20 protein-coding genes and 3 pseudogenes are annotated in these 25,124 nt (G+C 58.6%); 8 read left to right on the top strand and 15 right to left on the bottom strand.

From position 1 onward, the window contains the following. Positions 1 to 219 precede the first annotated feature (219 nt). On the bottom strand, positions 220 to 1,170 hold the full coding sequence (locus tag KGB21_RS19915; RefSeq protein WP_223506463.1) for an enoyl-CoA hydratase/isomerase family protein: 951 nt from the start codon (positions 1,168 to 1,170) through the stop codon (positions 220 to 222). Between the two features lie 394 nt (positions 1,171 to 1,564). Between KGB21_RS19915 and KGB21_RS19910 the strand changes: the two are divergent. Both KGB21_RS19910 and KGB21_RS19905 read left to right on the top strand, forming a co-directional pair. Then, positions 1,565 to 1,663, top strand: a pseudogene (locus tag KGB21_RS19910) (integrase); the annotation flags it as partial. 152 nt (positions 1,664 to 1,815) lie between these two features. After that, the gene (locus KGB21_RS19905) at positions 1,816 to 2,964 is read left to right on the top strand and encodes an aldose epimerase family protein (RefSeq protein ID WP_223506462.1); all 1,149 of its coding nucleotides are present in this window, start codon (positions 1,816 to 1,818) and stop codon (positions 2,962 to 2,964) included. A 317-nt stretch (positions 2,965 to 3,281) separates the two neighbouring features. Here the strand turns inward: KGB21_RS19905 and KGB21_RS19900 are convergent, their stop codons facing one another. Further along, positions 3,282 to 4,013 carry a carbon-nitrogen hydrolase family protein gene (locus tag KGB21_RS19900; protein ID WP_223506461.1) on the bottom strand — a complete coding sequence of 244 codons (732 nt, stop codon included), beginning with the start codon at positions 4,011 to 4,013 and terminating at the stop codon, positions 3,282 to 3,284. 182 nt (positions 4,014 to 4,195) lie between these two features. Next, a pseudogene (locus KGB21_RS19895) lies at positions 4,196 to 4,276 on the bottom strand (DUF1289 domain-containing protein); the annotation flags it as partial. Here KGB21_RS19895 and KGB21_RS19890 point away from each other — a divergent pair. Further along, positions 4,259 to 4,401, top strand: a pseudogene (locus KGB21_RS19890) (KUP/HAK/KT family potassium transporter); the annotation flags it as partial. The pseudogenes KGB21_RS19895 and KGB21_RS19890 sit on opposite strands and share 18 nt — an antisense overlap. Positions 4,402 to 4,449: 48 nt before the next feature. Here KGB21_RS19890 and KGB21_RS19885 read toward each other — a convergent pair. From KGB21_RS19885 to KGB21_RS19875, 3 genes are all read right to left on the bottom strand, one after another. Continuing rightward, positions 4,450 to 5,181 carry an anti-sigma factor domain-containing protein gene (locus KGB21_RS19885; protein ID WP_223506459.1) on the bottom strand — a complete coding sequence of 244 codons (732 nt, stop codon included), beginning with the start codon at positions 5,179 to 5,181 and terminating at the stop codon, positions 4,450 to 4,452. Then, complete coding sequence (locus KGB21_RS19880) at positions 5,178 to 5,744, bottom strand: sigma-70 family RNA polymerase sigma factor (protein ID WP_411741406.1); 567 nt, start codon at positions 5,742 to 5,744, stop codon at positions 5,178 to 5,180. The genes KGB21_RS19885 and KGB21_RS19880 overlap by 4 nt, the downstream gene beginning before the upstream one ends. A 106-nt stretch (positions 5,745 to 5,850) precedes the next feature. Beyond that, the gene (locus KGB21_RS19875) at positions 5,851 to 6,393 is read right to left on the bottom strand and encodes a DUF3455 domain-containing protein (protein ID WP_223506456.1); all 543 of its coding nucleotides are present in this window, start codon (positions 6,391 to 6,393) and stop codon (positions 5,851 to 5,853) included. 467 nt (positions 6,394 to 6,860) lie between these two features. On the opposite strand from KGB21_RS19875, the gene KGB21_RS19870 reads away from it, so the two are divergent. Further along, complete coding sequence (locus tag KGB21_RS19870; protein WP_223506454.1) at positions 6,861 to 10,751, top strand: autotransporter outer membrane beta-barrel domain-containing protein; 3,891 nt, start codon at positions 6,861 to 6,863, stop codon at positions 10,749 to 10,751. A gap of 240 nt (positions 10,752 to 10,991) precedes the next feature. On the opposite strand, the gene KGB21_RS19865 is transcribed toward KGB21_RS19870, so the two are convergent. The 8 genes from KGB21_RS19865 to KGB21_RS19830 all read right to left on the bottom strand — a co-directional run bounded on the left by KGB21_RS19865 (position 10,992) and on the right by KGB21_RS19830 (position 19,933). Continuing rightward, positions 10,992 to 12,263 carry an OprD family porin gene (locus KGB21_RS19865; RefSeq protein WP_223506453.1) on the bottom strand — a complete coding sequence of 424 codons (1,272 nt, stop codon included), beginning with the start codon at positions 12,261 to 12,263 and terminating at the stop codon, positions 10,992 to 10,994. Positions 12,264 to 12,335: 72 nt separating this feature from the next. Further along, the gene (mhpT, locus tag KGB21_RS19860; protein ID WP_223506451.1) at positions 12,336 to 13,541 is read right to left on the bottom strand and encodes a 3-(3-hydroxy-phenyl)propionate transporter MhpT; all 1,206 of its coding nucleotides are present in this window, start codon (positions 13,539 to 13,541) and stop codon (positions 12,336 to 12,338) included. An 84-nt stretch (positions 13,542 to 13,625) separates the two neighbouring features. Next, positions 13,626 to 14,645, bottom strand: a complete 1,020-nt coding sequence (gene dmpG, locus KGB21_RS19855; protein WP_223506449.1) for a 4-hydroxy-2-oxovalerate aldolase — start codon at positions 14,643 to 14,645, stop codon at positions 13,626 to 13,628. A gap of 10 nt (positions 14,646 to 14,655) precedes the next feature. After that, complete coding sequence (locus tag KGB21_RS19850; protein WP_223506447.1) at positions 14,656 to 15,591, bottom strand: acetaldehyde dehydrogenase (acetylating); 936 nt, start codon at positions 15,589 to 15,591, stop codon at positions 14,656 to 14,658. Between the two features lie 32 nt (positions 15,592 to 15,623). Next, positions 15,624 to 16,418: a 2-keto-4-pentenoate hydratase gene (mhpD, locus tag KGB21_RS19845; protein ID WP_223506446.1), complete on the bottom strand. Its 795-nt coding sequence runs from the start codon at positions 16,416 to 16,418 to the stop codon at positions 15,624 to 15,626. A gap of 14 nt (positions 16,419 to 16,432) precedes the next feature. After that, on the bottom strand, positions 16,433 to 17,302 hold the full coding sequence (locus tag KGB21_RS19840; RefSeq protein WP_077431643.1) for an alpha/beta fold hydrolase: 870 nt from the start codon (positions 17,300 to 17,302) through the stop codon (positions 16,433 to 16,435). 17 nt (positions 17,303 to 17,319) lie between these two features. Beyond that, the gene (gene mhpB / locus KGB21_RS19835) at positions 17,320 to 18,273 is read right to left on the bottom strand and encodes a 3-carboxyethylcatechol 2,3-dioxygenase (RefSeq protein WP_223506444.1); all 954 of its coding nucleotides are present in this window, start codon (positions 18,271 to 18,273) and stop codon (positions 17,320 to 17,322) included. A 1-nt stretch (position 18,274) separates the two neighbouring features. Then, positions 18,275 to 19,933, bottom strand: a complete 1,659-nt coding sequence (locus KGB21_RS19830) for a bifunctional 3-(3-hydroxy-phenyl)propionate/3-hydroxycinnamic acid hydroxylase (protein ID WP_223506443.1) — start codon at positions 19,931 to 19,933, stop codon at positions 18,275 to 18,277. A gap of 134 nt (positions 19,934 to 20,067) precedes the next feature. Between KGB21_RS19830 and KGB21_RS19825 the strand changes: the two genes are divergently transcribed. The 3 genes from KGB21_RS19825 to KGB21_RS19815 all read left to right on the top strand — a co-directional run bounded on the left by KGB21_RS19825 (position 20,068) and on the right by KGB21_RS19815 (position 23,260). Further along, entirely contained in the window at positions 20,068 to 20,844 is a 777-nt protein-coding gene (locus KGB21_RS19825) for a DNA-binding transcriptional regulator (RefSeq protein ID WP_223506441.1), read from the top strand. A gap of 675 nt (positions 20,845 to 21,519) precedes the next feature. After that, a complete protein-coding gene (locus KGB21_RS19820) occupies positions 21,520 to 21,933 on the top strand; it encodes a hypothetical protein (protein ID WP_223506439.1) in 414 nt (137 codons plus the stop codon). 403 nt (positions 21,934 to 22,336) lie between these two features. After that, the gene (locus KGB21_RS19815; protein ID WP_034148000.1) at positions 22,337 to 23,260 is read left to right on the top strand and encodes a LysR family transcriptional regulator; all 924 of its coding nucleotides are present in this window, start codon (positions 22,337 to 22,339) and stop codon (positions 23,258 to 23,260) included. A gap of 128 nt (positions 23,261 to 23,388) precedes the next feature. Here the strand turns inward: KGB21_RS19815 and KGB21_RS19810 are convergent, their stop codons facing one another. Then, positions 23,389 to 24,129 (bottom strand): phosphoadenylyl-sulfate reductase, encoded by a 741-nt coding sequence (locus tag KGB21_RS19810; protein ID WP_007971943.1) that lies wholly within the window; start codon positions 24,127 to 24,129, stop codon positions 23,389 to 23,391. 163 nt (positions 24,130 to 24,292) lie between these two features. Here KGB21_RS19810 and thrH point away from each other — a divergent pair, with 163 nt between their 5' ends. Further along, positions 24,293 to 24,910 (top strand): bifunctional phosphoserine phosphatase/homoserine phosphotransferase ThrH, encoded by a 618-nt coding sequence (gene thrH, locus KGB21_RS19805; protein WP_034147999.1) that lies wholly within the window; start codon positions 24,293 to 24,295, stop codon positions 24,908 to 24,910. The last annotated feature ends 214 nt before the right edge of the window (positions 24,911 to 25,124 follow it).

Here is a 25,124-nt window from a genome sequence, read left to right as displayed (position 1 = left end):
AAGCCATCTCGCTACCCTAGTCTGCTGATCGGGTGATATGGAATAAATTCGAGGTTGCCCGGCTGGAATTGCTCCTTCAGGGTACTAATCGTACACAGAATTATTCACAACTTTGAGGCAAACAAAAATTTCGCCTGTCATAACAGATATCTTGCTGGAGTAAAGGGCTAAGCCTGGCCCAGCCCCGGTAAAATCAGCACTGTTGCAGTTATCCGCGCCTCAGTTTTTCTCGGCACTGACCTGGCCGGTATACTTGGGCAGGTTAATTTCCACATCAGCTTTTTGTTGCAGGCCTAGTTCCATAAGGCGGCCGATATGGTGTTGGGCGGCAGGGCGTCGAACAGAGTTGAGAAAAGCGGGCCATTCCTTCCCGATGTCTTCGTTTGAAGGGAGGGAAGCTACATTCACCAGCTCCTTGATCTCGCCCAGAGACTGCTTGTCGAAGGTGGCGATGCGGCGGGCCAGAGCATCGACGAAGCTGTTCAGTTCGCCTTCGGGGAAGCTGCGGTTAACGTAACCATAACGCTCGGCCAGCTTGCCGTCGATATCGTTACCGCTCAGCAAGACTTCTAATGCACGGCCGCGGCCGATAAGGCGTGGCAGGCGCGCCATCGGGCCTCCGCCTGGGACAAAGCCGGCGCCAATTTCAAATTGGGAAAGCACTGCCTTGTCGCTGGCAAAACGCATATCGCTGGCCAGCGCCAGTTCGCTGCCCACGCCGGAGGCGCGGCCGTTGATCATCGCGATGGAAACCACTGGGGACTTACTCAGGCGTACCAACATGTCCGGAAGGGGCGGCAGGCCGGTCTTCCCGTTGGGCATTTCCAGGGTCCGCTGCAGAGGCTCCGCAAAGTCGTAGTGGGTTAGGAAAAAACCAGGCACCTTGCTTTCAAAGACCACCACCTTGAGTTTGCTGTCGCTTTCGATCGCGCTAATCACCTTCTCGAACTGGAAGGTAGAATCCGGGCCATATATGTTGAAAGGCGGGTTGTTGATCTGCACTCGCCAGTATTCGGGGCTGATCTTTTCAATGAGAAACTGGTTGGGGGAGGAGCTGGCAGATTTGGGGGGGCTGGCAGTGTCGGCAGCCAGGGCTTGACCAGCCATGGTGGTGCCGCCCAGCAGCATGCTAAAGGCGAGAGTGGCGCTTACGATACGGGGTAGTTTCATAACGGTGAACTCCAACTTAATGGAATGAACAGCGATGAATTGACCTGAACACTCTTCAGGATCACAAGCACCTGTTGATGCTCGACTTAGCAGTATGGTCAGCAGCAGCTCTTTGGCAAATTTAGGCGCGATTATCAGTGGCAGCAGTAGCGCAAGCTAGATTGGCCCCACCTGGCACAAGGCGACATGTTTCGCCCACCAAGATCCCGGTATTCATGGATCTATCAACACATGTCCACCTCAGCCTGGACTGCCGACCGTGCCAGACCACAGTCCGGTCATGCGCACGAAACCCACGTACATGTGTCGACCCCCGAAGGAACGGAGCAACGGGCACGCTTCTGCACGCCCTCATTAAATGGCAGGCCACAACAACAGCTCAAACGGGGATTCGCAGCAGCAGAAAACCCAGCACCCAGTGCAATTTGAAATCACTGAACAAACCCGAACGATTCTGGAGGCTTGGATGCGACAGGCCCACCTACGCAGCGAGTTTTTTTCCGATGCGGCGAGGCAAGGCAGCGCTACAGACGAGGCAAAAAAGTCATGCTTTTTGTTGGATATTGTCCGGCAAGCAGCTATAAATCTTCTCTTGTTGAGTATTTAGTATGACTAATTATTAAAAACAACAAAGGAAGGTCAACCATGCTTCAATCCCGACACTTGCTATCCGGCCTCGGACTGTCCCTGATAATCGCCACTCTCTCCGCCCAGGCTGCCGGCCTGTCTGCCGAACACAAAGCGTTCGGCAAGACCAATAACGGCACGCCCGTCGAACAATACATATTGCGCAACAGCCATGGCATGCAAGCCACAGTCATTACCTATGGCGGGGTTCTGCAGTCATTGAAGGTGCCGGGAAAGGACGGCAAGGCCGAAGATATCGTGCTCGGCTTCGATGACGTTCAGGGTTATCAAAGTGGTACCGCGTACTTTGGCGCGACCATCGGCCGCTACGGCAATCGCCTGGCCAACGGTACGTTCGAACTGGACGGAAGACACTATCAAGTGCCGAAAAACGACGGCCCGAACTCGCTGCACGGCGGGCCGCTGGGTTTCGACAAACACGTGTGGAAAGCGCAACCGACCAAAAGCAAGGATTCGGTCGGCGTGACCCTGACTTACCTGTCAGTGGACGGTGAAATGGGCTTTCCAGGCAACCTGAAAACCGAGGTCACGTACAGCCTGACCGAGAACAACGAACTGCGGATTGACTACAAGGCATCGACCGATAAACCGACGGTGCTGAACCTGACCAACCACAGCTATTTCAACCTCGCCGGCGCCGGTAATGGTGATGTGCTGAAACAGGTCGCCACCCTGTACGCGTCGCAGTACACGCCGGTTAATGCCACGTTGATCCCCACCGGTGAACTGGCACCGGTCGCCAACACACCGATGGACTTCACCCAGCCCACCGCCATCGGCAAAAATATCAAGGCTGATCACCCGCAGCTGAAATTCGCTGAACCGAAACAGGGCGGTTTTGACTTCAACTGGGTGCTGGACGCCAAGGGCGATGTGAGCAAGCTCGCCGCTGATGTCAGCGACCCGCAATCGGGCCGCCGCTTGCAGCTCTACACCAGCGAGCCGGGCGTGCAGTTCTACACCGGCAACTTCCTCGACGGCACGGTCAAGGGCAAGGCCGGCAAGATTTATCCGCATTGGGGCGCGTTCACGCTGGAGACTCAGCATTACCCGGATTCGCCGAATCAGCCGAACTTCCCTTCAACGCGACTGGACCCGAGCAAAACTTATACCCAGAGCGTTGTGCTGAAGTTTTCCGCCCCATAACCCCCCGAACTCTCGCCATACCACATAGCAGCTGTCGAGCCTGCGAGGCTGCGTCCGAGGACGCAGTCGTCGCTGGCCAGGCGGATGCTGTGTGCCTGAAACACAGCGTTGCAGGACTTACGAGGACTTTGTCCTTGGACGCAGGCTCGACAGCTGCAGCGCGGCCCGATTCAGCCTGTTTACGGCGTGATCGATCTAAGTGGAGCACCGTCTGAGTAGATCGTCTGCTTTTGGCCGATTGCTACATGCCGCGAAGGGCAGCAACCGACCCAAAGCAGCCAGTCATTCTCAAAGCGGTGGGAGAGCATGGGTGGACTTCAAACCAGGCTGAAAATACTCGCTTCTCCAGTCTGGATGTCATATGCGACTAATGCTTCGTTGACTGCGTCGGCGCTGCAAACGATTTCACCGTGGCTGTTCCAGATTGAAGAGCAACCGGCTGCTACAAAGTCGTCGGCGGCACCAACACAGTTCGCCATCACCACAGTCATGGAATGCTTTTTAGCAATCATCGGATAATGACTGTTTGCCGATGCAGTACCTCTCTCAGACTTTGCCACGCTTGCCAAATACACCTGAGCACCAGACTCTGCGGCTTCTTCGGCGTGGCTGGGTTGCAGTGATTCGTAGCAAATGGCGGGGGCCAGGACATAGCCTGCCTGACTCAGAACAAGCCTTCGGGTGCCCGCAGTGAAAAAAGGTAATTCGTCGGAGTGCAGATGCTGTTTTGAATAGCTCATGCGCTCCAGCCCGGGCTGGAAACTGATCATGCTGATCTCAGTGCCCTTAGATCCCTTGGTTGGTGCACCAACAGCGATGAGCATCCCATACCGGTCACTTAATCTTTGGAATTCATCAAAACGGCTATCACTCGGATGCACCGCCAGGCCCTCAACCAGCCTCGGTTCGTAACCGGTGAGGGAAAGCTCGGGAAAGAGCACGAGATCGGCACCTTGCCGTGCGGCTAGATGGATGGCATCAATGTGTTTGGCGATGTTTTTTTCATATTCTCCTGGTACAGGGAGGATCTGCGCAGCGATTAGCTTCATTTCCGTCTCGCGTCCATGTTTACGGTTTGCTTGGAGAGCAACTGACCGGTGTCAGCCACTGCTTTAAAGTCAACGCATGCTGCACGAACGTCGGCAGTTTGAAAAGTGAGTGGGCGGCAGTCCCACCAACGCCAATGGGCGCTTATGGTTTGCAGGTAAAACGCGCTTTGCAAAAGCGGCTATTTTTCAGACCGCTTCATGAGTTCCCATTTTTCGATGTCTTTCTTGCTTCGCCCGCAACTCACACACAGATCCCCACCAAGCGCATTGGGATGGCGCGCTGGCGGGAGAGTCTTTTCGCGTTTTTGCTGAAGAACGCAACAGCCACCTGAAGTATTTCAAATTGCCACTGAACAGAGTGATTGAACTGGGCACTCAGGGAGATGTGAGGGGCGAAAAAGGCCGCCTCTGCGGCCTTTTCATCCAAAGCGCTCGTTCAGATCACTTTAACGGCCCGTCCAATGAACTGAATCGGTCCTGTGGGTTTGCCAGTCGGCGATCCATTGGGGTTTTCCAGAGTCAACTCAAAGAGTTGGTTGGGTTCCAGCGGCGGTAATCTATCCAAGGGGACAGAAAGCGTTTGCCCAGGTTTGACCAGTCCAAGTGATACCGGACCTTGCCAGCCGTCCGCTTTGGTCCAGAACTCAAGTGCTTTGTCGGTTGGGATTTGCGCGACCCCCAATGGTATCAGTTGGATTTCTCTTGGGTTGCTCGCCTGTATCACCCAGCCGGGCGCCTGGTTCTGCGGCGCCACCAGAACGACTAGGTAGGTGGTCGGATTCACCGGAGCTGTTTGTGTCAGTAGCATTGTTGCGAGCAACAACGTTGCAGCAAGACCTGTCCCCGCCAGCCCACGCCATAGCGGAAGAAGGTTCCACCATGAGATTGGCTGCGCGGTGGCCGTCACTCGTGGTGCTCGCCGGTCAATGCTGTTCAAGCTGTGCTCGATACGCCCCCAGAGTGATGCCGTAGGTGTTTGCGGTTCAGCTAGTTCGGTCAACGCTAGCAAACGTTGTTCCCATGCATCCACAACCGCCCGCAAATCGGCGTCCTGAGCAAGACGCTTTTGGACTTCGCTACGATGCTCTGCCGACAATGTGCCTAACACATACTCACTCGCCAGCTCTTCAATGTTGTCGGGGATGTCATCCTGTGGGCTTATGGTCATCCCATGCACTCCCGCAATGCCACCAGACTGCGTTTGATCCAGGCTTTGACAGTCCCCAGCGGTGCGCCCAGTTTCTGTGAAATTTCTGAATGCGAATAGCCGTCGACGTACGCATGAAGGATGCAGTTGCGACGCGCCGGCTCCAGTTGCTCGAGGCACACATAGATACGCCCTGAACGGGCTCGATAATCGAAGGCGTCCGCACTCTCTGGCGATTCCTCCATGGACGCTGAAGCTTGCAGTGCCGTTTCCCGTTGCTCGCTGACTTGTACCTCCCTGGCGCTATCACGCATGAAGTTGAGCGCCAGATGCCGTGCTACGCTGAAAATCCAGCCCCGCGCAGAGCCTCTCGCTGGATCAAAACTGGCGGCACGGGTCCAAATCTTGATAAAGACATCGTGCACAATGTCTTCGGCCAGGGCGTTATCACGAGCGATGCGCTTGGCAACACCCAAAAGACGAGCACTTTCCTGCTCATACAAGTCCCGCAGTGCCTGCTGCTCGCCTCGGGCGCAAGCAGCCAGGCAGGCTTCATAGTCAAAACAGGGCTCAGGCAAGGACAAGGTTTTCAGCCATCAGCAGGTGGAAAATACTCCAGCCATAGGGCTGGAGTTCCATCGAAGCAGCGTAGACGACTTATGCGCGAACAACCTGCTCTGGATCGTCGGCTTAATTGGCTGCCCAAAAAATATAGTCAGCCTGATATTTCACGATCTCCCGTTTGCCTTTGTTTGCGGAAGAACATTCGGTCATAGGTGCTACGCCGCCCTTAACGGCCACCCGCTGGATGTAACTGACACCGCTCATCGCACCTTTACCTTCAGCAGGGTTGGCTTTGACCAACTGGTAGGGGAGGTCGCCGGTGCCTGAGGGGGCAACTGCCAGTTGTGTCCCGGTGATTTTAGAGCCGTCCTTAGCTTGCCAGGTAGCAGGCGGTCCGAAGTAAGTGCCGACCTGTTTGCCGTTGCGATCATTAAGAACCGCTTTGGGGCCGACGAAAGTCCATTCAGTCTGGCCAACGGAGTTAGCCTTGTCGCGACACTCATACGTGATTTCGCCCGTCCCCACGGTCTCCAGCGCGATCTTATGACCGTCCGGGACCTTGATGCTGTCGGGCAGATCTGTTTGCGCATAGGCAGCTGGCACTGTGACCAGCAAGCAGGTAGTTGCAAGCGTACTACTGACAATGCACAGGAATCGTTTAGCGTTCATGCAAGTATCTCCAGAAAGTGATCAGTTCAGCAGCTATGGCTACTACCTGTACTACCCGCGGGAGGATTATCTGGATGCAGCTGATTGAAAAAATATCTGTGGAGAAAGGGTTGTAGCGTTAGTGCTTGATCGCTTGATCGCTTGACTGTGTGAATGTCTGTTTTTCCGACTGTTGCCGGCCTCGAAGGGCTTGATCCGACCCAGTGCTCGCTCGGGAAGGACGTCTATCGGTCGGCAGCTTTTTCGTTCAGTCCCCGGTTTGCACGTTTGACGGTGCGCACGGTAAAAGCCGATCTGCGGTTTACTTGTGCCGCGGCAACGCATAACGCGCCTAATGGAGGCCTTCATTAGGTGTCCCTGCTATCCATTTTGGCCGATCTGCTAATTACCTACTAAAGTCCATAGCGGTAATCGCAATGCTATAGCCACTTGCTGGCAGGCACTGTGAGTTAAACAGGGAGGTTTTAATGAAAAGCGCTCGCGACCATTTCCGTGTCGGGTTTGCCCCGCATTTCAAACGTAGCGCCTTGCTGGTCGCCATGGCCAATGTCCTGACGCTGGCGGATGCCCAGGCCGCCTGTGGGCCGCTTGCCGTCGGAACCTACAACGTTTCGCAAACCTGTACGCCTGCCGCCAGCGTCGATGCCTCGATCAGTACTCAAGCGGGTACGGCCATCACCACCACTGCCGGATCCTCGGTGCTTAGTCGAGGCAACAACGCCAACTCAACCGTTGCCCTCAGCGGCACCACGATCAATAGCACGCCACCGACGGCCGCAAACGCCGTGTTTTCGAACGTAATCGGGTCTACCGGCAATGCGTCCCTGAGCGTCAATGGCGGCACCAACACGGTCAACGTTGGCGGTAGCGGACTCGATGCGCTGGCCATCACCAATGCCGGCAGTGGACTCTCGACGTTTTCCGTCACGTCGGGCACCACGCTGAACATCCTCAACACCGTGGTCGGCAACGAACACGACGGGATCGATGTGAATGCCAGTGGCGGCGGCGGAATCAACGTTACCCATGATGGCAGTGGTCAGATTACCCTGCTCGGCGGCAACGGCATCTGGGCCAAAGCCACCGGCAGCGGCGACAACAGCGTCAGCGTCGGAGCCGGGGTGAGCATCCTGGTCAACAACGACGATGCGCTGTCCGCCGGCCCTCCCATTACCGACGACACCTTGCCGACTGCAGGCATCGGCAACCACGCCGGTGTCCACACCCGCGCGGTCAATGGCAACACCACCTTGGTGAACGCGGCGACTGTTCAGGCCATCGGCATGAACGCCTTCGGCCTCTTCTCCGAGGGCGGCGCCGGCGATACCCGGTTGAGCAACAGCGGGACACTCAGCGCCAATGGCCTCAATGGTTTCGGCATTCGATCCTTTTCTACCGTTGGCAGCATCGACATCACCAACACCGGTGCGATCACCACCACCGGGGGCGCCGCGCACGGTATCTATGCCAACGATAATGTTGGCGCCACCGGTTCGATCAGCATCGAAAACAATGCCGCCATCAATGTCGGCGACGCGGCCAACCCTGCCGGCTCGCGGGCGATCTACGTCATCAAGCGCGGTACCGGTGACGCGACCATCACCGGCAGCGGCAATCTCACCGTGCTCGGCGGGCTGAACACCACGCGCGCCTACGGCATCATCGTCAGCGCCGAAAACAACAATGTCCTTATCGACTATTCCGGCAACATCTTCGCCAGCGGCTTTGGCGCGGGTGGCATTCGGGTCGACTCGACGGGCGGCAATGTCCGCGTCGATTACTCCGGCAACCGTATCGAAACGATCAACAGCAATGCCAACGGTATCTACGCGTCAACCCAATCACCGACAGGCACCGTGGACGTCAACGCTGGCGGCACGATCATCACCCACTCCGATGCTGGGACGGGCGACGGCAGTGGCATCGGTTCCTTCGGCATCCAGGCGTTGACTCTGGGGGGCAATGTCAGTGCCACGTTCACCGGGCCGCTGATTGACGTCAATGGCCAGGGCGCGGCGATTCTGGCGGGCAACGCGTTCAACTCGGGCACCGGCGTGGGCACCCTGAATGTGAGTAACAGTGGGGAACTGATCGCTCGCGGCAATCAGCAGCGTGGCATCCGCACGTTGTCCGTCAGTGGCCAGCAGAGCGTCGTCAACACCGGGCCGATTCAGACGCTGGGTGCCAGCGACAGCCAGGGGATTCTCGCGCAAGCATCCGGCGCGGCCGCGCTCTCGGTCAGCAACACCGGGGCAATTACTACGAAGGGCACGGGGTCGTCGGCGATTGATGCGTTGACCGAGGGCGGATCGGTCAGCGTCAGCAACAGCGCGACCCTTCAAGGTGGATGGGCAGACAGCAGCGGCGTGACCCTGGGGGGTGCAACCCAGACATTGATCAACACAGGCGTGATTGGCGCACTCAGCGATTCAGCGGTTCGTGCCGATGCAACCACGCCCGGGACGAATTTCACACTCGACAACACCGGTCAGATGACCGGCTCGGTCAATGCCGTCAGCGCCACAAGTACTGTGACCAACAGCGGTACCTGGACTATGCGCAGTTTCGCCGACAGCACCGGCAGCGGCACGCGTGATACCTGGGGCGTTTCGACCAGTAATCTGGGTTCGGCGGGCAACAACAGTATCGACAACAGCGGCGTCATTCGCCTGGCAGCGCAACCCGCTACAGGCATCGTCAATTTCAACGCCAGCGGTGCCTATTTGCCCTTGGGCCAAGTGGCTAATACGCCGACGCCGGGTGGTGCGGTGCAGGGCCAAATACTTGGGGTGAACAGCTTCACCCACAGCGGCACACTCGACCTAGCGGCCGGCACCAACACCGTGGGTAATGTGCTGCTGATCAGCGGCGCGACCACCGCCGGGACCGATGGCGGCGGAACGTTCGTGTCCAATGGCGGCAGCCTGCTGCTCAACACCACGTTGAATGGTGGTGGCGTCAACAGTCGTTCCGACCTGTTGGTGGTCGACTCGACGACAACCGCCAGCGGCGGCGCCACTCGCGTCGCCGTCAGCAATGTCGGCGGGCTAGGCGAACTGACCGAGGGCAACGGCATTGCGGTGGTTGAGTTGCTGAACAAAACCGATGGAGCAAGTGACCCCAACGCGTTTCGCTTGGCCAGCAGGGCAGTCGCGGGGCCGTACGAGTATCGCCTGCAACAAGGTGCCGAGGATGGCACCGCCAGGGACACCTGGTTCCTTCGATCCGATGCTCCCACGCCACCGCCTCCCCCTGCTCCCCCTGTTCCTCCAGACCCAGCCCCTGATCCAACGCCTGACCCGACTCCGGATCCTGATCCAACCCCGGATCCCGATCCAGTTCCCGCGCACGTCCCGAATTTTCGGCCGGAGGTTTCGCTGTACGGCGCGGTGCCGGCGCTGGCGCTGGTCTACGGCAGGACGATGGTCGATACCTTGCACGAGCGGGTCGGCGAAGAGCGTCTCAATGCCGGCGATCCATTGCCCAAGGAAGATGAGTCCACTGTGGCCCCGTCCATGGGCTGGGGAAGGGTTATCTATCGCAGCGGCAAACAGGACGGCGATCGCAAGAACGCCTTGGGCAACACCCCCGAATACAACTACGACCTGACCGCCTTTCAGGTCGGCACCGACCTCTACCGTAAAGTCAGGGCCGATGGCAGTCATGAACAGGCCGGTGTGTCGCTTTCGGCCGGCACCATCGACGCTGGCGTCAGCCACTACACCCGCCGTCCCGCCGGTGAAGACACCTTGCGCGCTTACGGTGTGGGCGCGTACTGGACGCACTTCGGCCCTTCCGGCTGGTATCTGGACGGCGTGCTGCAGGTCAACCGCTTCGATATCGAGGCCAAGCCCAACGACCTGGCCAAACTGAAAACCCGCGGTTGGGGCTACACCGCCTCACTGGAAAACGGCTACCCCTACGAGTTCGACAAAGACTGGTACGTCGAACCGCAGTTGCAGGCCATCTACAGCTACGTCGACCTGGACAGCAGTGACGACGTCGGCGCCAACATTCGTTTCAAGGATGTGGAATCGCTGATCGGACGGCTCGGCGTGCGCATCGCCAAAGACTGGGAAACCGAGGGCGTCGACAAGAGTGTACGGCGCACCAACGCATGGGTTCGTCCCAGTGTCTGGCATGAGTTCAAAGGGCAACCGAAGACCGAGTTTTCCTCTGAGTCGGGTTACGTTCCGTTCGAGTCAGATATTCAGGGCACCTGGGGCGAAGTCAATCTGGGCATCGACTACCAGGCCAATCGACGCACCACGTTTACCGCTTCGGCGGGTTATCGCCAGGGGTTCGACGGTGACAGTCATGGGTATGACGCGATGCTGGGATTCAAAATCAACTTTTAGATGCAGTGCTGATGCAATAGCTTAATCGCCAGAGTTCGCTATTGGCCAAAAGGGACCTTTCGGATGTCCCCTTTTGGCCGATTTCTGCCGGTCACGAAGAGCCGAAATCGACCCGCAGCAAGCGCTTGGCGCCCCCAGAAAACCATGAATCTGACGAATGGAAGCGGCTTGATTCAGTGACGGTGCGCTCGCATCTTCGTGATGCAAGTATTGGCGCCTCACACAGGAGCCGGCCGGAACTCACCATAAATTCCACGTGTAATCGATGTTAACCCGCAGCTCATTGTCATCTCGATGGCTGGCTTGTGCGCTGAAGTCGTTGCGGTACCAGGCGTTGCGCAACCGCAGCGCCAAGCCTTTCAGTTGGCCGCTCTGCAGCACATAGGACAGCTCGAAATCCTTTTCGCTCTCTGTCAGGTTGGAGCCTCCCAGCTTGGCTAGTTCGATATTGTCTCCACTTACGTAGCGCAGCATGCCATTCAGTCCCGGCACGCCAAGGCCTGCAAAATTGTAGTCATACCGTACCTGCCAACTGCGCTCTTTAGGGTTGAGGAACTCAGAGCTCAGAGTGCCTTCGGTGATCACTAACGGTTCGGTGCCGAACAGGTATGGCATGGCTGTCTTGCCTGTCAGTTGCATGTAGCCGGCACCGAATTTGTGGGCACCCAGGGCATACGCCAGCATCAGTGCCGCATTGCGGTTGTCCACCGGGCCGGCCCTGGCTGCACCGTCTTCACCGGTAACGAACAGACGAAAGTCGCTTTTCAGGCTGCCGGGGCCGATCGGGCGATTATCGACAAAGCCGTAGAAGTCCTTGCGGTATAGGTCAGCGAGCTCTGCGTGGTAGTACTTAAATGTCAATTGCGGCGACCAGGCATAGTCGCCGCCGAGGAAGGAAAAACGGTCCGACTCGGCGGCACCATTGAAGCGTCCATTGGGTGAGCCTACCGACATTTTCTGATAGTCGGTGGAGTCGCGCAGGTTGATGCGGTCCAGCCAGCCGACGTGCAGGGTCAGGTTGTCGATTTCCTGGGACTTGAGGTACGCGCCACGAAAGGTCTGTGGTAGCAGTCGGGTAGGGCTGGCGAAAGCGATCGGAAGAAACGTGCTTATGGTGCCCAATTGCAACTCGCTTTTCGATGCCCTGACCTTGGTCGTCAGACCCAGCTCCGAATATTCATCGGCCGGCTCACGGGTGGTGGCGCTGTACGGCAGCAGGCCGGTACCGGTGCGAGCGCGTGAAGAATCCAGGCGCACTCCCAGCAAACCTTGGGCGTCGAGGCCGAACCCCACTGGCCCTTCCGTATAACCTGAACGCACGTTGAGAATGAACCCCTGGGCCCACTCGCGGGCGGCGGCCTGGGGTGTGGCGTTCACGTAGTTACGATCGAAGTAAAAGTTTCGCATCGTCAGATCGGCGTGGCTGTCATCGACAAAACCGCTGGCACACGTCTGGCCAAAGTATAAAACGCAGGTGCAGGCGCTGAGCGCCCGAAGAGTAGTCTTGAGCATGCCGGTGTTCACTTTTATTGTTGTTGGGGATGAACCCGCACCGTTCCGGCACGGGGTATTACGCGGGAGTTGTCAGTCAGGCTGAGCGCCGTTGCGGCGCACTGACAGGTAAAACATCGCGACTGCGGCGATGACGATTCCCGGCGCCGAAGCCAGCATCACTCCGGTCGTGCCGGTGCCCAAGGCGAGCATCTTGCCGGCCACCAGCGGGCCGCTCATTGCGCCGAGTCTGCCGATGGCCACCGCGCTGCCCACGCCCGTGGCGCGCACAGACGGGCTATAGAAATGCGGTGCCAAGGCATACAGCACGCATTGCCCGCCGGTGGCGAAAAAGCCCGCAATGAAACCGGCTGCCAGCATGCTTTCCAGTTGGCTGGCCATACCCAGAGCGGTCAGCGAAGCGAGAATGCCAATATAGATCAGGGCAGACAGGACCCAGGCTGGCAGTCGGTCCATTACCCAACCCAGCAGCAAGGTACCGACCGCAGCACCAAGCTGCAGAGCAAACATCACCCAACTGGCCTGTCGGCCGCTGAAACCCTGGCCGACCAACAAGCTGGGCAGCCAGTTGATCAATATGTACACGACCATGAGCGTAAAGAAATAACTCACCCAGATCATTGCGGTCGGCAGGGCCGCGCCCTCGCGGAACAGGCCCCGGACCACGCCGATGGGGGCGGTGTCCTGGACGCTGCGAAACTGCGCCGATTCCGGCAGATAAAGCCCTAGCAGAGGGACGATCAACAGCGGTACCAGACCACCGACGTAGAACACCACTTGCCAGCCACCGGCCAGTTGAGCGATGCCAATGCCAGCCGCCACCGCAGCACCCAGTGGCACGCCGCAATACATCAGGCTCACGGCCGTGCCGCGCAGACGCGGACCGGCCACTTCACTGGTCAGCGCGATCAAGTTGGGCAATGCGGCGCCCAAACCTATGCCCGTGAGGCAACGGGCAACCAGCAAGCTGTTGAAGTCCCAAGCCATGGCCGTGACTAGCGAGAACAGTCCGAACATCGCTACCGATGCCATCAGCACGCGCTTGCGGCCGATGCGGTCAGCTAGCAGGCCGCCCAGGAACGCACCGGGCAGCAGGCCGAAAATTCCGGCACTGAACACCCAGCTCATGTGAAATTTATCCAGTTCGAACGCGGCCGCCATGCCTTGGGCAGCGATCCCGGAGGCCTGTAGGTCAAGGCCCTCCATCAGGGCCACGAGGAAACACAGACCGATGGTCCGCGTCATGTGCAACGGTGTTGTCGGTTTTAGCGCAGTCATGGGTAGTACCCGTTTTATTGTTGTGTGGGCAAAGCAGGGCCGCCCGACCCCTGCGTGGGCGGTCAGTCGGTGTGGTGCTTGGTGTCAGCGCTTGAGCAGATCCAGCGCAACGTCGACGATCATGTCTTCCTGACCGCCGACCATCCGCCGTTTGCCCAGTTCGACGAGGATGTCGAGGGTCTTGAGGTCATACTTTTCAGCGGCAATTTCGGCGTGGCGCAAGAAGCTCGAATAGACCCCGGCGTAACCCAGTGCCAGGGTTTCGCGGTCGACCCGCACCGGACGGTCCTGCAACGGCCGAACGATGTCATCGGCCGCGTCCATCAGTGTGTAAAGGTCGGTACCGTGGTTCCAGCCCAGGCGCTCAGCCGCGGCGATGAACACCTCCAACGGTGCGTTACCGGCGCCGGCGCCCATGCCGGCGAGGCTGGCGTCGATGCGGTCGCAACCTTCCTCCACTGCGGTGATCGAGTTGGCCACGCCGAGCGACAGGTTGTGGTGAGCGTGCATGCCGGTTTCGGTGTCCGGCTTCAGCACAGCCTTGAACGCGCGGAATCGATCACGGATGTCCTGCATGTTCATCGCGCCGCCCGAGTCGGCCATGTACACGCAGGTCGCGCCGTAACTCTCCATCAGCTTGGCCTGGGCGGCCAACTGCGCGGCAGGGATCATGTGGCTCATCATCAGGAAACCGACGGTGTCCATGCCAAGCTCGCGGGCATACTCGATGTGCTGTTTCGACACATCCGCCTCGGTGCAATGGGTGGCTATGCGCACCACCCGGGCTCCGGCGTTGTAGGCCGCTTTCAGGTCATGCACCGTGCCGATGCCGGGCAACAACAGCGTGGTGATTTTGGCGTGGCTAATCACATCGGCGGCGGCCTCGATCCATTCAAGATCAGTGTGCGCAGCAAAACCGTAGTTGAAACTCGACCCTTGTAGGCCATCGCCGTGGGCGACTTCGATACTGTCGACCTTGGCCTTGTCCAATGCGCGGGCAATGTCCTGCACATTCTGGATCGAATACTGGTGGCGAACGGCATGGCTGCCGTCGCGCAGGGTCACGTCGGAGATGTAGAGTTTTTTACCGGGATTGAAAGTCATTTCGGTCTCCTCAGGCGTTCAGCATCGACTGCGCCATCCGCTCGGCGGTGGCCAAGGCAGCGGAGGTCATGATGTCGAGATTCCCGGCGTAAGCCGGCAGGTAATGGGCGGCGCCTTCAACCTCGAGGAACACCGAAGTCTTCAGCCCGGAGAATTTTCCATGACCAGGAATGTTCAGCGGCGCATCTTCATGAATGACGTCGAACTGCACGTGTTGCTTCAGTCGATAGCCCGGCACATAAGCCTGCATGGCGGCCGCCATCTCGACGATGGAGGCCTCGACCAGCGCCTGGTCAGCCGCTTCGGACAATACAAACACGGTGTCGCGCATCATCAGTGGTGGCTCGGCCGGGTTCATCACGATGATCGCCTTGCCCTTCGCGGCGCCGCCGATCACTTCGATGGCCTTGGAGGTGGTTTCGGTGAATTCGTCGATGTTGGCACGGGTGCCGGGACCGGCGGATTTACTGGCAATCGAAGCGACGATTTCGGCGTAATGCACCTTGGCCACGCGGGACACCGCCGCGACCATCGGAATGGTCGCCTGGCCGCCGCAGGTGACCATGTTGACGTTGAGCTGGTCCAAGTTCTGTTCCAGATTGACCACTGGCACGCAATACGGGCCGATGGCAGCCGGCGTCAGGTCGATCAGGCGAATGTCGGGTTTGATCGAGCGCAGGAACGCATCGTTCTTGACGTGGGCACCGGCCGAGGTGGCATCGAAGACGAAGTCGATGCCCTTGAACACATCCATGCGGGTCAAGCCTTCAACGCCTTCGTGGGTGGTGGCCACCCCCATGCGCTGAGCGCGGGCCAGGCCGTCGGAGGCCGGGTCGATGCCGACCATGACCGCCATTTCCAGGTGCCTGGCGTTGCGCAGGATCTTGATCATCAGATCGGTGCCGATGTTTCCGGAACCGATGATGGCGACTTTGAGTTTGTTCATTGTTGTTGCCTCATTTGTACGCAAGTCACCGATCACTCGGCGGTGAACCCAATACCAACCCGACCAATGCCTTCGATCTCGGCCTCGAAACGATCACCGGCGGCGACCGGCACCATTGGCCCTAGTGCCCCGGTAAGAATGATGTCGCCCGCACGCAGCGGATCGCCCAGGCGAGCCATGGTGCAAGCCAGCCAGACGGCCGCATTGAGTGGATGACCGAGGCATTCGGCGCCACTGCCGCTGGACACTTCTTCACCATTGCGTGTCATGCGCATGCTGGCCTGGCGCAGGTCGAGCCCATCGATACGTCGAGCCGGGCCACCCAATACAAAGCAGCCACTGGAGGCGTTATCCGCCACGGTATCGACGAAGCGGATGTTCCAGTCCTGGACCCGGCTGCCAACGATTTCCAGTGCCGGGACAACCCAGCCGGTGGCCGCCATCACGTCGGCAAACGTGGTGTCGGCGCGGGGCAGATCGTGTTCGAGGATCAAGGCTATTTCCGCCTCGATCTTCGGTTGCAGCACGCGACCTACTTTCACGCTTTCGTTGTCGCCGTAGCACATGTCGGCGAACAGGGTGCCGAAGTCCGGCTGGTCGACGCCCAGTTGCTGTTGAACCTTGGGGTTGGTCAGGCCGATCTTGCGCCCGACTACACGACGGCCGTTGGCCACGCCGTGGGTGACGTTGAGTCGCTGGATGGTGTAAGCGGCCTCGGCGCTGTCTTCACCAATCTGTTCGCGCAGAGGGGCGATGGCTTCGCCATCGGCCTCGGCATGGCGCAGGTCAGCGGCCAGTCTTTCCAGGGTGTGTTGAGTCAGGGTCATGTCAGCCTCGGTGGTCAGTGGGTCAGGAAATCCAGGACCATGCGGTTGAAGGTTTCGGCGTGTTCCCACTGGGCCCAGTGGCCGCAGCGATTGAACACGTGCAGTTGTGCATGGGGCAGGCCGGCCAGAAGGCGCAAGCCGGTGTCCATGGGCACGAAGCGATCTTCGCGGCCCCAGACGAGCAGCGTCTGGGCGGTGATTTCGTGCAGGCGGTGGCTGAAATCCGGAAATTGCTTGGGATTGAGAATGCTGCTCTTGACGAAATTTTCCAGGTGATCGCGGCGCGCCAGGATGTTGTCCAGGCGGGTCTGGAACAGTTCGTCGGTCAGACTGCTGGCGTCGAAGACGAAGACGTTCATCATCTTCTTCAGGTTTTCAATGGTCGGTTCGCGGTACAGCGCGCCGATCAGTTTGATGCCTTCGGTAGGTTGCGGCACGAAGGCGCTTGGGCCGCCGGTGCCGCCGCCCATCAGTATCAGTTTGCCGATGCGCTCAGGGTAGGCGAGGGCGAAGGCTACGGTGCTGTGACCGCCCATGGAGTTGCCGATGATGTGCACACGGTCCAGATCCAGTGCATCAACCAGCCCCTTGAGGGCACGGGCGTTGAGGTCTGAGCGCGAGCTGTCGCAAACAATCGGGTCACTTTTGCTCCAGCCCGGGCAATCCATCAGAATCACTCGGTAACCGGCGGTCACCAACGGTTCGATGTTGCGATGGAAGTTGGCCCAACCGCTGGCGCCGGGTCCGGAACCGTGGAGCATGACCACGGTTTCGACTCCCTGACCCACGTCGTTGTAATGCAGTCGCAGCTTCAACTCGCCTTCGCTGATGTCGACAAAACGGCTGGTAGAGGCTTCTGTGAAAGCTGGCGCAGTGGCAGTCATGGCAGTGTTCCTCGGAATCAGTGGTTGTTGTTCAGCGGCTGGGCGCCAAGGGCGGCGAAGCCTGCGATCCATTCGGGAATTGGGCGGTAGTAGCGCCCTTCGGTCTGATAAGGGCCGAAGGCGCAAAGGGCAGCGAAGGCGGCGACCCAGGTTTTCACTTCGTGAGCGGACTTGCCGGCCAGTTCCGACAGTTCGTCATTGCCCAGGTCATCGAGGTCGCTCAGGCGGCCCTGTTGGAGGGTGTCGAGAAAATGCTGATCCCACGCGGGATTAAGCGGATGCAGACTGTGTGGGTCTTCAACGAAATCCCGGGCGGCCTGGATTACTCGTTTTTGGCGCGCCTGTCGCTCATCAGCCGGCAATTGGCGACCGCTGCCCATCAGTCGATCGGCCATACGTGCATCGACTTTGGCCAGTTCTGGTACCGGAGGTTGATGGGACAGTCCCCCGGAAGCCAGGAACAGCACGCGCTTGTTCAGCGACTGCGCCCACTGTCCGATCGCTTCACCGAGCAGACGGGAACGCTTGAAGCCGGGCAACGGCACGGCGACCGAATTGATGAACACCGGAATCACTGGGCATTCCCTTAAACCGCCAAGTAACAGCTCCAGCGGTTGGGCGAACGCGTGATCGACCTGCATGCGATAGGAAACGGCAGCGTCGACACCGGCATCCAGGACCGCTTGGGCGCAGGACTCGGCCAGCGCTTTGGGTACGTCCAAAGGGCCGGCGGCGGTCTCGAAATCACCGATGGCGTGAGCGGCCATGCCGATGCAGAAGGCCGGCATCACGTCGTAGAAAAAGCCGTTGTAGTGGTCGGGGCCGAACAGGACGATCAGCTCCGGGTTGAAGCGCGCGATGCGCTCACGGGCATCAGCGATCATGGCGTCAACCTCGGCCAACACCTCAGGCGTCGGGTCGACGTAGCCCACCAATGGCGTGTGAGACAAGCAGTGCAGATAGGCGCTCATGTCAGGCCACCTTGCTGGCGAGGATCGCCACTTCGGGTTGCGGCAGCGCCTTGAGCGCCAGGGCCAAATCATCACAGGCCTGGCCGACGGTTTGCGGAATGGCCAGGCCGGCGAGGAAGCGATCCGGACGCACCAGGGCGATGGAGGCCGAGCCGCGGGCGAACCATTCCTTGAGGCGGCCGGTGCTGTCACCAATGCGGATCACACCATGGCTTACGTCACTGGCAGCTTTGAGCTGGACGTCCGGCAGCACCTGGATAAAACGCGTGCCCAGTGCTTGCCATTGAGCGATCTGTGCTGGCGTCAGGCCCCAAGTCGGGTCGCAGCCCCAGGCGATAATCGCGAAGTTCTCGCCGATCACCTCATCCAGCAACACGGTTTTGCCAGCTTCGGTCAGTACCTGGGGCTGAATGAACATCTTGCCCACCGGTGAGCCTTTTTCGCTGGGTACGATCAAGGCGCCCTGAGCGTATTTCGGCATTGGCTTGAAGCGCATTTCCACGAAGTAGCGTTTGACGGGCGGCACATAGTTGAGCAGCCACGACACACCGTCACGCAAAGTGCCTTGCCAGCGCTTGGGCGGTGCCAGCACGTGGCCGGCCAGCACAGAAAGGTCGATCATCGCCTTGGCGTGGTCGCGGCGTTCCTGTTCATAGCTGTCGAGCAGGCTGTCGTCGGCCAGACCTTTGATCACCAGTGACAATTTCCAGGCCAGGTTGGAGGCGTCGCGCATACCGCTGTTGTAACCCTGACCCTGCCATACCGGCATGATGTGCGCGGCATCGCCGGCCAGCAGCACCCGGCCCTCACGGAACCGACCGGCCAGGCGAGCGTTGTGGGTATAGACGCGGCTGCGGATCAATTCGATGCGATCCGGATTCGGCAGCACCTTGGTCAGCAGCTTGCGCATGTTCTCGGGTTTGCTCAGTTCGGCTTCGGTCTCGCCAGGCATGACCATGAATTCAAAACGACGCACGCCATGGGGAAGGGCGGCGGAAACGTACGGACGTACCGGGTCACAGCACAGGTAAACATGGGGTGTGCTCAAGGGGTCGTTGGCGATGTCTACGACGATCCACTGATTAGGCGCAGTCTTGCCTTCGAAACTGATGTTCAGACTGCGTCGCACCAGGCTGTTGCCACCGTCGCAACCAATCAGGTAACGGGCCCGAAGACGTTCGCCGCGACCTTGCTGATCCTTGAGGTTCAGTACTACACCGATGTCGCTTTGTTCAAAGCCTTCGAGCTCACGGCCGAACAGCACCTTGACGTTATCAAAACGCTGCAGGCCTTCGAACAGTACGCGATCGGCCAAGGGCTGGATGAAGGCGTTGCGGCGCGACCAGCCGAACTCATCCGTCTTGGGCTGTATATCGGCAAAGCAGCGACCTTTGGGGGTCAGGAATCGCATGGCGTGCCAGGGTGTGGTGTGCGGCAGCACGGCGTCGGCCAAGCCAACAGCCTGGAAGGTGCGCAGGCTTTCGTCGTCCAGGCCGATGGCGCGGGGGTAGTTGATCAGGCTGTCGAGCTTTTCCACCAAGGTGACGTTCACACCACATTGGCCCAGGTAATTGGCAATCATCAAGCCGACAGGACCGGCGCCGACAATGGCAACGTCGGTGGTCAGGTCCAATGTGGATGGAGTGGGTGCAGGACTCATGGATATCTCCGTACAGCGCTTTTGGATTTCTTGTTGGGCGCAGTATGGAAATCACGAAGCTGGTCGACAACGACAACAGTTGTTAGTGTGCACTAGGTGCACATCGTTGATTCATAACAATAATTGAGCAATTCATGAGCGAAACAGAATACAAGTCCGTCCGTGGGCTGATGCGCGGCCTGGCTCTGATCAATAGCTTGAACCGCTTCGATGGCGGGGCCAGCACGGCGCAACTGGCCGAGCAGAGCGGACTGCATCGCACCACGGTCCGACGGTTGCTGGAGACCTTGCAGGCAGAAGGTTATGTGCGGCGTAGCGAGTCGGATGACAGTTATCGCCTGACGTTGAAAGTGCGCGAACTCAGTGAAGGTTTTCGCGATGAGCAATGGATTTCCTCCATCGCCGCGCCCTTGCTCGGAGAGATGTTGCAGGAAGTCATCTGGCCCACCGACCTATGCACGCTGGACGGCGATGCCATGGTCATTCGCGAGACCACTCATCGCTTCAGCCGCCTGTCATTTCACCGCTCCATGGTTGGCCGGCGCCTGCCCTTGCTAATGACAGCGACCGGGCGTGCGTACTTTGCGTTCTGCCCACCCGCCGAGCGGGAAAAGCTCATCGAATTGATGATCAGCCGCGAAGACGAACAATCGCTGCTGGCTGCGGATCGCCGTTTTGTCGATCGGCTGGTGGAGCACACCCTGGCCAAGGGGTATGGCGAAAACAACTCGCACTGGGGTCTGGAACGCAAGATCGCCGCCATTGCCATACCGGTCATGCACGAGGAACGGGTGATGGGCTGCCTGAATCTGGTGTACATCGCCAAGGCGATGCCCATTGAGGAAGCCGCCCGCCGCTATTTGCCGGCGATGCAGGGCGTGGTGAAACAGATCCAGGCTCAATTGGGCTGATGTCGCCTGCGTCTGAAAGCCAGCTTACTGGGTAAGGCTTATTGGTTTTGGGGTAGCAGAACATCGACTAAGTCGCCCCTGATTAAGTAGGCAGTCGGGACCGTCCACTTTTGGCCGATAGTGTTGAAAAAGTCGGTCCTTCCAGACTGCCCGCGTATTGACTGCTGAAAACGCCTTTTTTGCGCGCAGCTACGCGAACTCTGAGCCCGGAATCCTCTGCTCTAAGAAAAGATTTCAATCTCAAGCGCGTACTTTTTTGCCGTGGAAACCATGGCCGACTTTTTCAACAGAATCGGCCGTTCTCTGCCGGTCATGTATCCACTAATCTTGCTGGTCAAAAACGTTGCACATGAATGGTCAAGTCGAACGCAAATGGGGGCAAGCCCGTGCGAATTCCCACCTATGATATGAAAATGGCGGTGAGCAAATTCTGATGCTCCGAGGAATCCATTCAAAGCATGTGGTCAAGTCCCACGCAAACAGCTGGTCAGGTCCAATGCAGATGGATGGTCATATGCAACGCAAACGGCTGGTCAAGTAGGGTGCTATTTCCCACTTAAGCCCCTTGCCTACCCGCAAAAAGCTTGAATAGCCCGTACCCCCTGCCTCGTAGCAGCCTCAGGCAAAGCGATGTCAAGCTATTTGTGATATTCTTCTCGCAAATGAGGTGTTCATGTGACCGATAAATCGATCGAAAAACCAACTGCAAAGGGCCATCCTCCGTTCCAGGATGCTGGCAGCCTTCGCATTGTGACGATCGCGATTTCTGGTGCCCCCTCAGTGTACGAAGAGGTCAAGACGGCCCTCCCACTCCGAGCCAAATTTTTTCGGCGCCCTGCAAAGTTCAAGCCTCTGGTGGTTCGTGTAGACAAGCCGTCCATTGCTGCGATGCAGATGGAAATCCAGGAGCTGCAGCAACAGATGAAGGCCGTGATGAACAGCGTTGTTGAGCGCCCCAAAGAAGCTATGGTCGTTGACTTGGTGGATCTGGAAGGCCTCACCGTTATGAATTCGGCTGTCGCACATGAAATACTCGACAATCCCCCTCCGCCGAACGCCAATCTCCAGGCCTTGCTCGCTCTGCGCTAAGCCTTTAGGAAATGGAATTCAGCACTATCCCGTACGACAGATCGATAGACCGCAAAGCCTTTGATTGCGCTCTTTACCCTGCCCTTAACGCCTATATCGCCCAGCAGGCCACCCAGGACGAAAAGCGCAACGTCTCCAGGTCGTTCATGCTTGTTGAGGATGGCCAGCTATTAGGCTAGTACACGCTGGTCAACGCCTCCGTCGTGGAGTCCGACTCTATTCCATTACTCCCCAAACTCCGTATGCGACTGCTTTTGGCCGATCACTGCCTGGCGCGAATGGGTCAGACATGCCTGCTCGTTTTAAAATCAAATGACTTCATTTTATTTTCTAATGACCACTGAAGGCTGTGTAGCCGGTAATTGCGATAGTCTGTGTAAACCAAAAGTTTATAGTGGCGCTTATGGAAACCTTCAGCAGTATCGAATGCTTCGTGCGCAGTGCCGAGGTCGGCAGCTTCGCCGAAGCCGCGCGGCGCTTGAGCCTGACCCCGGCGGCGGTGGGTAAAAGCGTGGCCAAACTTGAAGCGCGGCTGGGTGTACGGCTGTTTCAGCGCAGTACTCGCAGCCTGACGCTCACGGAGGCCGGGCAACTGTTTCTCAGTGAGGTCAGTGCCAGTCTGCACACGATCCAGAATGCCGTGGCCAATCTGGCCAGCGCCGAGGGGCGCCCGGCAGGAACGTTGAAAGTCAGCATGGGTACCGTGTTCGGCCGTTTGTATGTGGTGCCATTGCTCGGTGAGTTTTTGCGGCGCTTTCCGGCGATCAGTCCGGACTGGCATTTCGACAACCGTCAGGTCGACCTGATCGGCCAGGGGTTCGATGCGGCAATAGGTGGCGGATTCGAACTGCCCCAAGGCGTGGTAGCGCGCAAACTGACTCCGGCGCATCGCGTGCTGGTGGCCTCCGCCGATTACCTGGCGGCGCATGAGAAGATCGTCGAGCCCGACGATCTCAAGCCTCACGATGGCATCCTCATTCGTTCACCGCAGACCGGTCGCGTGCGTTCCTGGCAGTTGACCAGTCGCACTCAGCAACACAGTCCGTTAACGCTAAAGGCGCGGATGACCATGAGTGATTCGGAAGCGGCTTGTGCCACGGCGGCGCAGGGTTTGGGTATAGCGCTGGTGAGCATGCCGTTCGCCGTGGGCTATCTGGAGGCAGGGACGTTGCAGCGGGTGTTGCCGGATTGGTATGTCGATGACGGCAACATTTCTATCTATTACGCCGAGCACAAACTGTTACCGGGGAAGACCCGGGCGTTTGTCGATTTCATTATTGAGCAATTTGCGGAGCGGGGGTTGGGGCAGAGGTTCAGTGCGGTTTGAGCATGGTTTGAGACCGTGGTGTTGCCATCGCTAGCAGGCTAGCTCCCACACTGGATCTGCGTCGTTCACAAATCCCTTGTAGGAGCCGGCAAGCCGGCTCCTACAGGGAGATATCGCCAGGCGTGGGGTCAGGCTTTGGACTTGCTGATGATATTCCCCGCATGCAGTCCGCATTCTTTCTGCGTCGCTTCTTCCCACCACCAGCGACCTTCACGCTCGTGCTGGTTCGGCAGGACCGGGCGGGTGCACGGTTCGCAGCCGATGCTGATGAAGCCGCGCTCGTGCAGGCTGTTGTACGGCAGCTCCAGCATGCGGATGTAGCCCCAGATCTCTTCGCTGGTCATTTGCGCCAGCGGGTTGAATTTGTACAGTGTGCGTTCCGGGGTGGAGAACGCGGTATCGATTTCCATCACCGCGACGGCGCTGCGGGTGCCCGGGCTCTGGTCGCGGCGCTGGCCGGTAGCCCAGGCCTTCACACCCGACAGTTTGCGGCGCAGCGGCTCGATCTTGCGGATGCCGCAGCATTCGCCGTGACCATCCTTGTAGAAACTGAACAGGCCTTTTTCCTTCACGAACGGTTCGAGCTTGGTGTAGTCCGGCGACACCAGTTCGATGTCGATCTTGTAGTGCTCGCGCACCTGATCGATGAAGCGATAGGTCTCGGGATGCAGACGGCCGGTGTCGAGGCTGAACACTTTGACGTTCTTGTTCAGCTTCCAGGCCATGTCCACCAGCACCACATCCTCGGCGCCGCTGAAAGAGATCCACAGGTCATCGCCGAACTCGGCGAAGGCGAGTTTGAGAATGTCCTGGGCGGATTTGTTGGCATAGGTCGTGGCGAGTTCCACGACGTCGAACGTTGGGCTCATCAGGGCGGCTTCCTACAGGTCGGTGGCGCTGGGCGCTCTATATGGGGCCGATGGTAACAAAAAGCTGCGCTGGCCGGGGCGTTCGATGCGTTGCGCGGTGGGGGAGGAGTCGCTAGAGTTCGGGCTCGCTCGACTCAATAAACAATACCAATGGGAGTGTCTTGTGGAAATTGCCTGTCTGGATCTTGAAGGTGTACTGGTCCCGGAAATCTGGATCGCCTTCGCCGAAAAAACCGGGATCGAATCCCTCAGGGCCACCACCCGGGACATTCCCGACTATGACGTGCTGATGAAGCAGCGCCTGCGGATTCTCGACGAGCATGGCCTCAAACTCGCCGATATCCAGGAAGTGATCGCCACGCTCAAGCCGCTGGACGGCGCTATCGAGTTCGTCAACTGGCTGCGTGAGCGTTTCCAGGTGGTGATTCTGTCGGACACCTTCTACGAGTTCTCCCAGCCGCTGATGCGCCAGTTGGGCTTCCCGACCTTGCTTTGCCATCGTCTGATTACCGACGATGCCGGGCGAGTGACGAGCTATCAATTGCGTCAGAAAGATCCCAAGCGTCAGTCAGTATTGGCGTTCAAGAGTCTCTACTACCGAGTGATAGCGGCGGGTGATTCCTACAACGACACCACGATGCTGGGCGAAGCGGATGCGGGGATTCTGTTCCACGCGCCGGATAACGTGATCCGCGAATTCCCGCAATTCCCGGCGGTGCACACCTTTGAAGAGCTGAAGCAGGAATTTATCAAGGCTTCCAACCGCGCCCTGACCTTGTAAACCCGGTCCCCTGTAGGAGCTGTCGAGTGAAACGAGGCTGCGATCTTTTGATCTTAAAAATCAAAATCAAAAGATCGCAGCCTTCGGTGTAGTGGTTCAGTTTTTTTAAACCATCCCGTAGGAGGATTAAGCCGCCTGTTGCTCGAACAGCGCAGGCGGCAAGTGGTTCGAGGCGGAGTGGCAACGGCGATAGTTGTAATGCGAGATGAATTCC

This window comes from Pseudomonas sp. GL-RE-29, from assembly GCF_019947275.1.
Taxonomy (GTDB): Bacteria; Pseudomonadota; Gammaproteobacteria; order Pseudomonadales; family Pseudomonadaceae; genus Aquipseudomonas; species Aquipseudomonas fluorescens_A.
The sequence above is the reverse complement of the archived record's forward strand: the minus strand, read 5'-3'. Positions and strand labels throughout refer to the sequence as shown.